This window comes from Flavobacterium johnsoniae UW101, assembly GCF_000016645.1.
GTDB classification, from domain to species: domain Bacteria; phylum Bacteroidota; class Bacteroidia; order Flavobacteriales; family Flavobacteriaceae; genus Flavobacterium; species Flavobacterium johnsoniae.
The window spans coordinates 3008359-3021562 of sequence record NC_009441.1 but is presented as its reverse complement, the minus strand read 5'-3'; the positions used below and the strand labels follow the sequence as shown (position 1 = coordinate 3021562).

Annotated in this window: 14 protein-coding genes; 3 read left to right on the top strand and 11 right to left on the bottom strand. The window is 32.3% G+C overall.

What is annotated here, in order from left to right:
• Positions 1-2 precede the first annotated feature (2 nt).
• A complete protein-coding gene (gene ccoS, locus FJOH_RS13160; RefSeq protein WP_044047718.1) occupies positions 3-194 on the bottom strand; it encodes a cbb3-type cytochrome oxidase assembly protein CcoS in 192 nt (63 codons plus the stop codon).
• Positions 195-308: 114 nt separating this feature from the next.
• Positions 309-2696 (bottom strand): heavy metal translocating P-type ATPase, encoded by a 2388-nt coding sequence (locus tag FJOH_RS13155; RefSeq protein ID WP_012024602.1) that lies wholly within the window; start codon positions 2694-2696, stop codon positions 309-311.
• A gap of 207 nt (positions 2697-2903) precedes the next feature.
• On the opposite strand from FJOH_RS13155, the gene FJOH_RS13150 reads away from it, so the two are divergent.
• Positions 2904-3584: a Crp/Fnr family transcriptional regulator gene (locus tag FJOH_RS13150; RefSeq protein WP_012024601.1), complete on the top strand. Its 681-nt coding sequence runs from the start codon at positions 2904-2906 to the stop codon at positions 3582-3584.
• Between the two features lie 2 nt (positions 3585-3586).
• On the opposite strand, the gene mazG is transcribed toward FJOH_RS13150, so the two are convergent.
• From mazG to def, 3 genes are all read right to left on the bottom strand, one after another.
• Entirely contained in the window at positions 3587-4357 is a 771-nt protein-coding gene (gene mazG, locus FJOH_RS13145; protein WP_012024600.1) for a nucleoside triphosphate pyrophosphohydrolase, read from the bottom strand.
• A 101-nt stretch (positions 4358-4458) separates the two neighbouring features.
• Positions 4459-4944, bottom strand: coding sequence for a DUF5606 family protein (locus FJOH_RS13140; protein ID WP_012024599.1), 486 nt, complete (start codon positions 4942-4944; stop codon positions 4459-4461).
• A 60-nt stretch (positions 4945-5004) separates the two neighbouring features.
• Positions 5005-5595, bottom strand: coding sequence for a peptide deformylase (gene def, locus FJOH_RS13135; protein WP_012024598.1), 591 nt, complete (start codon positions 5593-5595; stop codon positions 5005-5007).
• 199 nt (positions 5596-5794) lie between these two features.
• Between def and FJOH_RS13130 the strand changes: the two genes are divergently transcribed.
• Positions 5795-8017 carry an FUSC family protein gene (locus tag FJOH_RS13130; protein ID WP_012024597.1) on the top strand — a complete coding sequence of 741 codons (2223 nt, stop codon included), beginning with the start codon at positions 5795-5797 and terminating at the stop codon, positions 8015-8017.
• 29 nt (positions 8018-8046) lie between these two features.
• On the opposite strand, the gene FJOH_RS13125 is transcribed toward FJOH_RS13130, so the two are convergent.
• The 6 genes from FJOH_RS13125 to FJOH_RS13100 form a co-directional block, all read right to left on the bottom strand.
• A complete protein-coding gene (locus FJOH_RS13125; protein WP_012024596.1) occupies positions 8047-8619 on the bottom strand; it encodes a cysteine hydrolase family protein in 573 nt (190 codons plus the stop codon).
• 82 nt (positions 8620-8701) lie between these two features.
• A complete protein-coding gene (locus FJOH_RS13120; protein WP_012024595.1) occupies positions 8702-10195 on the bottom strand; it encodes a malate:quinone oxidoreductase in 1494 nt (497 codons plus the stop codon).
• Positions 10196-10320: 125 nt separating this feature from the next.
• Positions 10321-10737 (bottom strand): Holliday junction resolvase RuvX, encoded by a 417-nt coding sequence (gene ruvX, locus FJOH_RS13115; RefSeq protein WP_012024594.1) that lies wholly within the window; start codon positions 10735-10737, stop codon positions 10321-10323.
• 23 nt (positions 10738-10760) lie between these two features.
• Entirely contained in the window at positions 10761-11042 is a 282-nt protein-coding gene (locus FJOH_RS13110; RefSeq protein ID WP_044047716.1) for a type II toxin-antitoxin system RelE/ParE family toxin, read from the bottom strand.
• The gene (locus tag FJOH_RS13105) at positions 11032-11277 is read right to left on the bottom strand and encodes a hypothetical protein (RefSeq protein ID WP_012024592.1); all 246 of its coding nucleotides are present in this window, start codon (positions 11275-11277) and stop codon (positions 11032-11034) included. The genes FJOH_RS13110 and FJOH_RS13105 overlap by 11 nt, the downstream gene beginning before the upstream one ends.
• Positions 11278-11448: 171 nt before the next feature.
• The gene (locus FJOH_RS13100; protein ID WP_012024591.1) at positions 11449-12075 is read right to left on the bottom strand and encodes a PAS domain-containing protein; all 627 of its coding nucleotides are present in this window, start codon (positions 12073-12075) and stop codon (positions 11449-11451) included.
• A gap of 279 nt (positions 12076-12354) precedes the next feature.
• On the opposite strand from FJOH_RS13100, the gene FJOH_RS13095 reads away from it, so the two are divergent.
• Positions 12355-13170 (top strand): 2,3,4,5-tetrahydropyridine-2,6-dicarboxylate N-succinyltransferase, encoded by an 816-nt coding sequence (locus FJOH_RS13095; RefSeq protein ID WP_012024590.1) that lies wholly within the window; start codon positions 12355-12357, stop codon positions 13168-13170.
• Positions 13171-13204: the final 34 nt, after the last annotated feature.

Here is a 13204-nt window from a genome sequence, read left to right as displayed (position 1 = left end):
ATTTATACTTGTTTTTCTTCGATTGGTGAATTATTATTTTGGGAAGTAATTTTTGTCTCGTCATCAAAAAGAATTCTGACCGAGGGCGTATAATCGTCATCGTACTGACCGGATTTTACAGCAATAATGAAAGCAATAAAGAAACAAACTGCTACGAAAATACTTACTGAAATTAATAGATAAATAACACTCATACCATAAATTTATATTAACAAAATTACTAGGTGATTGGCGTTTAAAATATGATAATTATCATAGTCGGAGAAGAATACTAAAATTAAAAAAAATATTCTTTGAATTATTTAAATCTAATCTAAATTACTCTTGCTGAAATAGTTAGACATAATAGTAACGAAGCTTACAATGGTAATTGTACTAAGCGGCATTATGATTGCAGCAACGAGCGGATTTAGATTTCCGGTGACTGCAAATGCCAATCCTACTACATTATAAAGCAGCGATAAAGTAAAGCTCATTTTAATTATTAAAATTGACTTATGAGACAGTTTTAAAAAGTAATTCAATTTTGAAAATACACCTGCATCTAAGATCGCATCGCAGGCCGGAGAAAATACATTTACATTCTCAGAAACTGAAATACCAACGTTACTTTGCGCTAAAGCTCCAGCATCGTTTAGACCATCTCCAACCATCATAACGTTTTTGCCTTGCGATTGAAGTCCTTTGATAAATTCTAATTTCTGTTCTGGTTTTTGATTAAAAACCAATTCTGTATTGTTTGGCAGGATTTCTTCAAGAGTATTTCTTTCTCCATCATTATCTCCAGAAAGGACTTTGATGTTGTACTCTTTGCTGAGTGTTGCAAATAATTTTTCTAACCCTTCGCGATATTGGTTTTGAAAAACGAATTTTCCCAGATAAAGATTATCTATTTTGATATGAAGCGCTGTTCGTTCTATCTCAGATACCTCTGCAACAGGACTTTCTACAAATGATGAAGACCCTATTTTTATTTCTTTACCTTCTACGACTGCCAGAATACCTTTTCCGGTAATTTCCTGGAAATCATCAATTTTAATTCGTTTGTTTTCAGGCAAAAAGTCATACAACATTCTGCTTAACGGATGATTAGATCCTCGGAGAACATTTTTAATCAACAAATAATTATCGTCAGAAATATTTGTTCCTTCGTATATGATATTCGATTTTTTATTGGTTGTAATAGTTCCTGTTTTATCAAAAACGATGGTATCAACTTTATCCAATTGCTCTATAACCAAAGCATTTTTTAGATACATCTTTTGTTTTCCCATTATTCTGAGAATGTTTCCAAAAGTAAACGGAGCTGTTAAAGCCAATGCACAAGGGCATGCAACAATTAAAACTGCCGTAAAAACATTAAAAGCTGTATTGGCATCAATAAATATCCAATAACCAAATCCTGCAAATGCAATTAATAATAAAATTGGCGTAAAATAACGGCTTATTGCATCTGTAATTGTTTTATGCTTTTGCTGCACTTTTTTCTGAAAAACTTCATTGCTCCATAACTGTGTTAAGTAACTTTGAGAAACAGAATGTAAAACTTCCATTTCTATCACTTTTCCAATTTGTTTTCCGCCGGCAAAAACTTTATCTCCCGATTTTTTTGTAATTGGAACTGCTTCTCCCGTTACAAAACTATAATCGATCTCAGCTTTTTCACTAATTAAAATACCATCAACAGGAATTAGCTCCTGATTTCTAATTAAGAGTCTGTTTCCTTTTAAAACATCGTAAATTGGCACACTTTCTTCAGATGCATCTGAATTAATTCGGGTAACAGCAATAGGAAAATAGGATTTAAAATCTCTTTCAAAACTTAAAAAACTGTAGGTTTTAATTTGAAACATTTTCCCAAGCAGCATAAAGAAAACCAAACTGGCAAGACTGTCAAAAAATCCCGGTCCGTGGTCCATTAGCATATCATAAGTACTTCGTATAAACATTACAATGATTCCTAATGCAATTGGAATATCAATGTTAAGCATACCGCTTTTGATACTTTTATAGGCCGAAACGTAATAACCACTCGCTGAATAAAAGAAGCTTGGCAGAGCCAAAACAAAAATCAAGAGTCTAAAAAACGGTTTGTAGCTATCTAACCAAAATTCTTTCATTTCGAAATATTCCGGAAAAGAAAGCAGCATAATATTTCCAAAGCAGAAAAAGGCAACTCCCAGTTTATAAGTTAAACTTCTGTCTACTTTTGTTTTTCCTGTTTCGTAGTTTTCTAAGCTTATATAAGGTTCATAACCAATTGAACTCAATAAATAGGCAATTTCTTTCAGTGATACGATTTCTGAATTAAAAGTGATTCTAACTCTTTTTTCCGGAAAATTAACCTGAGAACTGCTTATACCTGAATTTAATCTGTTTAAGTTTTCCAGAATCCAGATACATGAACTGCAGTGAATGTGAGGGATATTTAAAGAAACTATTGAAGTATTTGATTCCTGAAACTCTAAAACTTTTGCAAGAATAGATTCGTTGTCTAAAAAATCATATTTGCCTTTAATATCCTGCGGAGTTGCGCCAGGAGATTTTTCGAAATCATAATAACAGGTTAAATCATTTAGACTAAAAATTTCGTAAACTGTTTTACAGCCTGTACAACAAAATGTTTTTTCATCAAAATTGATCTCTTCATCTTTAGGAATTTCAAGCCCGCAATGAAAACAACTCTGCTCACTCATAATTTGTTTTTTTAATTCGACAAATATTCCAAAAAAGCAGTAATTATAACTATGATATTTATCATGTTACAATGAATTCAAAATTCTAATTTAGCAAATTAAAACGCTCAAACAGCGATAATCACTTTTTTATGTATTTTTTAGACAATAAAATTACCAAGAAAGCCCAATATTGGTTAATTTTGCATCAAACTTTTTTTAATTGCTATGAGTAAATGTGATCAATGTATCGTTAGACAGCTTTCTTCATTAAAGGCTCTTAATAAAGATGAAGTTGTAAAACTTGCCAGCAGTAAAACGACTTACACTATTAAAAAAGGTGAGGCTATTTTTGAAGAAGGTGAAGTTACCAACGGCGTTTTTTGTGTTAAGGACGGAGTTGGAAAACTATCTAAATTAAGCGCCAACGGAAAAGACCAGATTGTAAAACTTGTAAAATCTGGTGAACTTTTAGGCCAGCGTTCTATGATTAGCAATGAACCAGCCAATTTATCTGCAAAAGCAATTGCTGATATGGAAGTTTGTTTTATTCCGAAATCTGAAATTATTCATTTCTTTAATAACAACAATCAATTTTCTTTGAACCTGATGCAGTCTGTATGCGAAGATTTGAAGGAATCTGATAATGACAAAATCGCTTTAGTTCAAAAAACGGTAAAACAGCGTCTGGCTGAAACCTTACTGCAGCTTCATGATGATTTTGGTGAAAATCCAGATAAAACCCTTAAAGTACAGCTTACCAGAGAAGAACTTGCCGGAATAATTGGTACTGCAACTGAAAGCTGTATTCGATTACTATCTGATTTTAATAAATTGGAATTGATTGAATTAGTTGGTAAAAAAATTATGCTGAAAAACGTAAAAGCCTTAAAAAAACTGGCAGAATAGTTTTATTGCTTTTTCGCTTCATTCCAAAAAACATCCATTTCGGCCAGAGTCATATCCATTAAAGGTTTTCCTAATTCTGAAGCTTTGCTTTCTAAATATTGAAAACGCTTAATGAATTTTTTATTGGTGCGTTCTAAAGCATCTTCCGGATTAACATTTAAAAATCGGGCATAATTAATCATCGAGAATAAAACATCTCCAAATTCAGCTTCAATTTTATCCTGATCTCCAGTCTGAACTTCAACTTGTAATTCTTCCAGCTCTTCCTGAACTTTATCCCAAACCTGATGCGGTTCTTCCCAGTCAAAACCAACGCCTTTTACTTTATCCTGAATTCGGCTTGCTTTTACTAATGCGGGTAAACTTCTCGGAACACCTTCTAAAACTGATTTTTTACCTTCTTTCAATTTTAGTTTTTCCCAGTTTTGTTTTACTTCTTCTTCATCTTTTACAACAGTATCGCTGTAAATATGCGGATGACGATGAATTAATTTATCGCAGATTTCATTGCAGACATCGGCAATATCAAAATCATTGGTTTCTGAACCTATTTTTGCATAAAACACGATATGTAGCAGTAAATCGCCAAGTTCTTTTTTAACTTCGTTTAAATCATTATCCAAAATAGCATCGCCCAATTCATAGGTTTCTTCAATAGTTAAATGCCTTAGTGTCTGCAAAGTCTGTTTTTTATCCCACGGACACTGCTCACGAAGTTCATCCATTATAATTAATAATCTTTCGAAGGCTTTTAATTGAAGTTCTCTGCTCATTTTTGAAGTATTTTTGATATTGTAACCGAATATGTAAAAGTAAAAAATCCTGTCAAGAAAACATCTTAACAGGATTAATATATTTTGAATGCAGTAAACTGCTATTCTTCTTTTTTAGCTTTTGCTTTTTTAGCAGCTGGCGCTTTTTTTGGTTTTTCTTCAGCAGCAGGAGCTTCTTCCGGAGTTTCAGCAGCAGCCGGAGCTAAATCTGTTACTAAACCTTTAGCCTGAAGTGTATTGTACCAGTTTAATACTTTTTTAATATCTGAAGGATAAACTCTTTCTTCATCATATTCTGGCAAAATTTCTTTGAAGTAAGCACTTAAAGTTGCATTATCTTCCTTATGAGAAATAGCCTGACCTTTGTTTTCTTTTACTGCAATTTTTTGCATTACTTCAGTCAATGGTTTTTCACCTTCGTATGTATAAATTGAAATTTCAGATAATAAACTTACGTTACTTTTTAAGTTTACTGTGATTTTTTTTCCATCTAATAATGATTCTGCCACAAAACCTGTACGAGTCTGCACTTTCAATACATATAAACCTGGTTTCCCAGAAATGGCTAAAATTTTGTCTAAATTCATGTTTATTAAAATTAGTATTAAGAATTTCTAGTATTTTTTTGATGTTCTTTTTTTAGAACATTATCTGCCTTTTTTAGCGGCTGCAAATTTCATTCTGTATTCCTGAAACGTTTTGCCTTCTGTGATATTTTTCAATTTCTTTTGAATCAAACGCTTTTTCAAAGAAGATATTTTATCTGTAAATAAAACTCCTTCGATGTGGTCGTATTCGTGTTGAATTACTCTTGCAATTAAACCGTCAAAAACTTCTGTTTTCATTACAAAATCTTCTTCGCAGTATTCAATTGTAACAGTTGGTTTTCTGTAAACATCTTCACGAACATCCGGAATACTTAAACATCCTTCGTTAAAACTCCACTCCTCACCTTCTTCTTTAACAATTTTAGCATTGATAAAAGTTCTTTTAAAACCTTTTAAATCCTTTTGTTCATCTGCCGGCAAATCCTCGTCATCACTAAAAGGTGTTGTATCGATAACAAATATACGTATTGGCAAACCTACCTGCGGTGCAGCAAGTCCAACTCCGTAAGCATTATACATGGTTTCATACATGTTTGCTATTGTCTCTTTTAAGTTAGGATAATCTGGCGTAATTGCCGTACCTACTTTTCTTAAAACAGGATCACCATATCCTACAATTGGTAAAATCATTTGTTTTTATTTAATGTTTTTCTAACGAAAACCTTAAAAATCGGTTCTCATAATTCAGCTGGCAAAAATAGTAAAAAATAGTCAACCAATAGTTGTAAACGCACATTATAACATATTTTTTATATGCTTTGGAAAACTCAGCTATAATTATGCCAAAATATTTCGTACAATTCTTAACTTTGCTAGTAAACCTCATTATATGTTTGACCGCATCTCAAAATTTACAAACAGTACTTCTTTTTTAAACGCTTCAAAAGTAACAATTGCTTCAGTTGTGCCCGTTTTAATTTTGAATTTTTTAGGCCATTTCGAAATAGGTTTTACTATTGCACTGGGTGCTTTTTATACTTATCCCAGTGATATCCCAAGTTCTTTAAGCCACAAAATTAAAGGATTAATCGTTGCATCGTTTATCGTATCGGGTGTAAATTTATTAGTAAATCTTGCTTATCCTTTTCCTTTTTTATTTTATCCTTTTTTAGGATTTTTATTGTTTTTATGTTCGATGATTTCAGTTTATGGACAGCGTGCCACACTGGTTTCGTTTTCTGCCTTATTGTCTATTTCGTTATCGTTTGGACATTTGCACGAAGGCTGGGAAGCTTTTCAATATTCTGGGTTTATTTTTATTGGAGGAATTTTATATCTGATAGTTTCACTTGTTTTTCATTTTGTACAGCCCTATAAATATGTAGAATTGCAAATTGCAGAAGGTATAAAGCTGACGGCAAAATATTTAAAACTAAGAGGAGATTTATGGAGTCCAGAAGCGAATCGCGAAAAAATAATTGAAAAACAGCTTGCCATACAAGTCGATTTGAATTTGATTCATGAAGATTTGCGTAAAATGCTTATAGGAAATCAAAATGCATCTGGAACAACAAGCCAAAACCGAAAAATGCTTTTGGTTTTTATTACTTTGGTTGAAATTCAGGAACTTGCATTATATACATCATTCGATCATAGTAAACTTCATGAAAAATTTGCTAAACATCCTGAAGTTCTTCGTACGTATCAAAATGTAGCTTACAAACTGGCTTCAACACTTAAAAAGCTTTCTAAAAATGTACATCATATTGCGGTTTATGTTGACAAAGACGATCTTAAAAATGAATTAGATGCTTTAGAATTTGCCATTTTTGATTATGAAAAAACATTAGGAAAAGAAGAAGCTGCAGAAGGCGTTTTAATGCTGACCAATATGCTGAAATATGCCAAAAATCAGGTTGGAAAAATTAAAATTATTCAGCGTGCGTTATCACTGGCAATGCAGTCTTATAAATTGAAAGATAAAGATAAGGAGTTAGAAAAATTCTTAACACCTCAATACTACCCTTTAAGAACACTTACTGAAAATTTAAGTTACTCTTCGTCTATTTTCAGGCATTCTCTGCGATTAACCATTACGATTTTAATTGGTTTATTTATTGGAGAAATGCTGGATCTTCAAAACGTTTATTGGATTTTACTAACCATTGTAGTAATTATGCGCCCTGGTTACGGATTAACCAAAGAACGATCTTATAATCGTATGTTTGGGACTATTCTAGGCGGATTATTAGCCTTTGGAATTGTGTCCATAATTCAAAATCATGTTGCATTAAGTATTTTTTCAATTGTATGCATGCTTTTAGGTATTTCTTTTACTCAAATTAACTATAAAATAAGTGCAACATTTGTAACTATGTATGTTGTATTTATCTATGGTATTTTAACTCCAAATGTTGTAGAAGTTATTCAGTTTAGAATTTTAGATACGCTTACCGGAGCGACTTTGGCATTTATAGCCAATCAGTTTTTATGGCCTGCCTGGGAGTTTATAAACACGCCTATTCATATCGAAAATGCAATCAGGGCAAATCGAAATTACCTTAAAGAAATTGCTGATTTTTATAATAAAAAAGGAGAAATTCCAACTTCATACCGATTAGCCAGAAAAAATGCTTTTGTTGAAATTGGAAATTTAATGACTTCTTTTCAGCGTATGATGCAGGAGCCAAAATCTAAGCAAAAAACAATGCCTTTGGTAAATAAACTGGTAGTTTTAAATCATTCGCTTTTGTCTGCATTAGCGTCTTTATCAACTTATATTCAGTCACATCAAACAACATCTGCTTCAGATTCATTCAATTATATTATAAAAACCATTTTATCTAATTTAGATAACTCTATTTCTATTTTAAGAAATGAAACTATAATTACGGATACTTTTTTTGACAAAGAAGATGTGACTTTACAGTTTGAGGAACTAAAACGCAAAAACTTCACTCGTCTGGCAACAGATGATGAATTGGATAAAGAAACTCGTCAGGCAAAAATGCAGGAAGCTTCAATGGTTATTGAGCAGTTAATCTGGATGAGCAATCTTGCCGAGAAAATTTTAAAAATAACAAAAGAATTAAAAGCCGTAAAGAACGATTAAGGCTTTTAATTCTTTTATTTTCTTTGTTTTTATTTGATATTTTGTTTTACAAAATCAGTTGTTACAACAGCTGCAAATTCATTGTTTAAACTTGCCAAAGCGGTTTCATGAATTAGTTCTGCCGAAAAATTCTGTCCGTCCACTCCTTTTTTATTAAAGGTTGCTGTCGCATCTGAAACGATAAAAGTATCAAAACCAAAATTTCCTGCCATTCTTGTTGTTGTCGACACACAGTGATCTGTTGTTAAACCTACAATTACCAATGTCGTTATTTTAGCATTATCCAATTTTTCTTTTAAATTTGTACCTATAAAAGCGCTGTTTACATTCTTTTTAATAACGATTTCTCCTTCATTTGGTTTTACCACATCTTTAAACTCATTCCCCGCATTATTTTCGTTGAGCAAAGAATTTGGATTTGAAGAACAATGCTGAATATGAAAAACTGGCAGATTATTTTGTCTCCACAGATTTAAAATTTCAGCAGCGTTTTCTTCTGCATTTACATTATTTCTCTGTCCGCCCCAATAATCAATATCATCAAATCCTTTTTGAATATCGATTAAAATTAATGCCGGATTGTTTGTTTTTGAAAGTGCCATATTCTTTTTGGTTAAAATTAAAAAAGGACTCAGTTATTTACAAACTAAGTCCTTGGGTATTATTTACATTTCGAAATTTTAATTATTTAATTTTTAAAACTTCAGCCGTATGTTTTCTCATTTCTGCTAAAAGCTCTGGTTTGTCGTTCAGAGTTTTACCGTAAGAAGGAATCATTTCTTTCATTTTAGCTTCCCACTCAGGAGTTTTAATCTGATTGGTAAAACATCTGCTGATTAAGTCAACCATAATAGCTACTGCAGTTGATGCTCCCGGAGAAGCTCCTAATAAAACTGCCAGAGTTCCGTCGTGTGTATTGATTACTTCTGTACCAAATTCTAAAACACCGCCGCCATCTTTTCCTTTTTTAATAACCTGAACACGCTGACCTGCTTTTTCTAATTTCCAGTCTTTAGAGCGTGCAGTAGGCAAATATTCACGAAGTGCTTTCATTCTGTCTTTTGGAGACTGACGAACCTGCTCGATTAAATATTTCGTTAATGGAATATTATGGAATCCCGCAGAAAGCATTGGGATTAAATTGTTTGCTTTTATAGATAGAGGTAAATCTAGATATGAACCATTTTTTAAGAAACGTGTTGAGAATCCGGCGAAAGGGCCAAAAAGAAGTGCTTTTTCACCATCGATTACACGTGTATCAATATGAGGAACTGACATTGGAGGTGCTCCAACACTAGCTTTACCATAAACTTTTGCCTGGTGTTTTGCAATAACTTCCGGATTAGTACATTTCAGCCATTGTCCGCTAACTGGGAAACCGCCGTAACCGTGACCTTCCGGAACATCTGCTTTTTCTAATAATGGCAATGAACCGCCGCCAGCACCAATAAATACAAATTTTGTATATGCTTTGCGTTTTTGTCCTGTCGACAAATCTGTAATTTTAATTCTCCATGATTTATCTTCACGCTGTTTTAACTTTTTAACTTCGTGATTAAAGTATAAAGTAACGCCGTCTAACTTTTCAAGATAATTAAACATGCTTCTTGTTAAGGCTCCAAAATTAACATCGGTACCTATTTCCATGTGAGTTGCAGCTAATTTTTCATCTGCTTCTCTTCCTTCCATTACAAGAGGCATCCATTCTTTTAACTGATTAAAATCAGTACTGAATGTCATATCTGCAAAAATTGGGTTACTTTGAAGTGCTTCGAATCTTTTTCTTAAATATTCTACATTTTTGTCTCCCCATACAAAACTCATGTGAGGAACACTTTTTATAAAATTTTCCGGAGATGGAACTTTATTCTGCTGTACTAAATACGACCAAAACTGTCGTGAAATTTCAAATGATTCAGCAATACTGATTGCTTTTTTAGGGTCAATACTTCCATCAGCCTTTTCTGGAGTATAATTTAATTCACAAAAAGCTGAGTGTCCGGTTCCTGCATTATTCCAGGCATCCGAGCTTTCGGCAGCCGCCACATCTAATCTTTCGTAAATTTCAATTTTTATATCCGGCTGCAGCTCTTTTAAAATTAATCCAAGAGTTGCACTCATAATTCCAGCTCCAATAAGCACTACTTCACTATTGGAACGTATTGTATTGTCAGGCATAACAGTATTTTGTTTTTAAAGTGCAAAGGTACTTCTTTCAATCGCAAAAAAAAACTAATTTTTGCATGATAAAAGTTAGGAAACTATAATTTTTTCTAAAAAAGAAAAATTAATCAGAAATACACTTAAAAACGTTTAGAAGAAAGATAATCCTGAAGCATAATTGTTGCCGAAATTTCGTCGATTAAACCTTTGTTCTGGCGTTGTTTTTTGCTGAGTCCGCTGTCGAGCATGGTTTGAAATGCCATTTTTGAAGTAAAACGTTCATCAACACGAATTACTTTCATGTCAGGAAAAATATTTGAAAAGTGAGTTACAAACCCATTAATAACAGATGCACTTTCAGATGGCTGGCCATTCATTTGTTTGGGCTCGCCAATTAAAACGGCTTCAACTTTTTCTTTAGCAAAATAATCTTTAAGAAAATCGATTAAAGTGTGAGTTGGAATCGTAGTTAAACCAGATGCTATTATCTGCATTTCATCTGTAACTGCTATTCCGGTACGTTTTTGTCCGTAATCTATAGAGAGTATTCTTGGCATTGTATTTTTTTAGCAGGTTTACCTTAAAATAATTTATTGTGTTTTAAAAAACCAATAATATAAACAATTTCTAATTCCGATTCAATTCTAATAATTGCAGTGTAACCTTTAAAAACATAGTCTCGATACTTTTCCTCATCAAAATAAATGGATTTTTTAAAGTAAAAAGGGTTTACCAAATCTTTTTTAATATTCTTAAGCAAATCTTTTTTAAATTTTCTCGCAGCAATTGGTTTATCTTTAGCTATATATTTTATTTGTTCTTTTAGTTGCAACATAAAATCCTCAGTAAAGCTAACTTTCATATTTAGAAATAGTTTTTTCTAAGATTTCATCTAATTCCTCAAATGTGTAAATCTTTGCTGTACCATTATCAATTTTAGCCGCTGCAGCCTCTAATTTTCTTTTATTTTTAATAAAATTAGGATCAACAAAATTACTCTCCTCAACTATTTTCAATTCATCAGAAGAAAATGAACTTAATAATTTCAATATCTTTTCCTTAATTTCTGGCTGAAATTCCAATCTTATTGCTTCCATAATACTTTATTTTACAATACAAATATAAAGCTTTTTGAATTGATGTTTTTACAATTTAACTTACTTCAAAAAGTCCATAATTTAATCTCTTAATTATTTAACCCAAAAGGTCCGCCTTGAGCGAACTCAAAACGGACCCGAACCTAAATATTTAAAAACTAAAACTTTATTCTATCTATTAAATAATCTGCTGAAAAAACCTTTGTGTTCTTCAGTATCTTGTTCTTCTTCATAATGAGCAAATTTTGCTTGTGCTTTTTCGTGCTCAAAAATTAACTCTTTAATATATTCTACATAAGTTCTCTTTTTTTCTTCTAAGAAACCTATTAGGTATTTTTCACTAAATTCTACTCCGCTTGCTGCTTCAATTTGAAGCAGTTTTTTATATAATGGTTCAATATGCATTGTAACAACCTCTTGCGGAACGGCTTGTCTTCTTCCAAAGTAGTTTACAATAACTCCATTTTCGTCTCTGGCGATATCAAAGTCAGTTATAACCCAATAGTATCTTCCAGATTTAGCTAAGTTTTTTACTATTGCATGAAAGTTTTTTCCGTTTTTAAGATTTTCCCACAGGACTTTAAAAATAACTTTTGGCATATCCGGATGACGAATAATGTTATGCGGCTGTCCCATTAACTCATAATCTTCGTAACCACAAACGTCAACAAAAACTTCATTGGCATATTCAATAATACCAAAAGCATTTGTTTTGCTCATAATTACCTGCGTTTTATCCCAAGTAACTTCTTTATCAATAACTGTAACTGGTGTTCGAAGTTGATTTTCTTGATTCATGTCTCGTAAATTTAATATGTTTTTGGATTGGATTTTTTAATTCTGGTTTGTAAGAATTAATTACACAAAAGTAGAGAGAAGAAAAAGTGCAAAATCTGACTTTTGTCATATTTTGATATAAAAAAAACTTTTAGTGGATGTTTTTTAAATTTATTCCACTTAAAGACCATTAAAAAAATTTATCAAATTAAAAACAAAATGTTACATATGTAACATTTTCAATCTCGTTTACTTTTTTGCTTTTCTTTAAATACTTTATCTTTGCCAAAAATTTAAACTATGAATTCTTTACAGACTACAATTGAACAAGCTTGGGAAAACAGAGCTTTATTACAAGAAACAGCTACAACTGATGCTATTAGAGAAGTTATCGAATTGGTTGATGCAGGAAAATTACGTGTTGCTGAACCAGTTGGTGATAAATGGCAGGTAAACGAATGGGTTAAGAAAGCGGTTGTAATGTATTTCCCAATTCAAAAAATGGAAACATGGGAATCTGGTATTTTTGAATACCACGATAAAATGCTCCTTAAAAGAAATTATGCTGAGAAAGGAATTCGTGTAGTACCAAATGCTGTTGCACGTTATGGAGCTTATATTTCAAGCGGTGTTATTTTAATGCCTAGTTATGTAAACATTGGTGCTTATGTTGATGAGGGAACTATGGTTGATACATGGGCAACTGTTGGAAGCTGTGCACAAATTGGTAAAAACGTACACTTAAGCGGTGGTGTTGGAATTGGCGGTGTTTTAGAGCCATTACAAGCTGCTCCGGTAATTATTGAAGACGGTGCTTTTATTGGTTCTCGTTGTATTGTTGTAGAAGGTGTTCACGTTGGTAAAGAAGCTGTTCTTGGTGCTAACGTTTGTTTAACTGCTTCAACAAAAATTATTGATGTTACGGGTGACGAACCAGTTGAAATGAAAGGTTTTGTTCCTGCACGTTCTGTTGTAATTCCAGGAAGTTACACTAAGAAATTTGCTGCTGGTGAATTCCAAGTTCCATGCGCTTTAATCATTGGAACTCGTAAACCTTCTACAGATTTAAAAACTTCATTAAATAATGCACTTCGCGAATACGATGTTGCAGTATAGATTTTAAAAATCAATAAAAAATCCAAATTTCGAT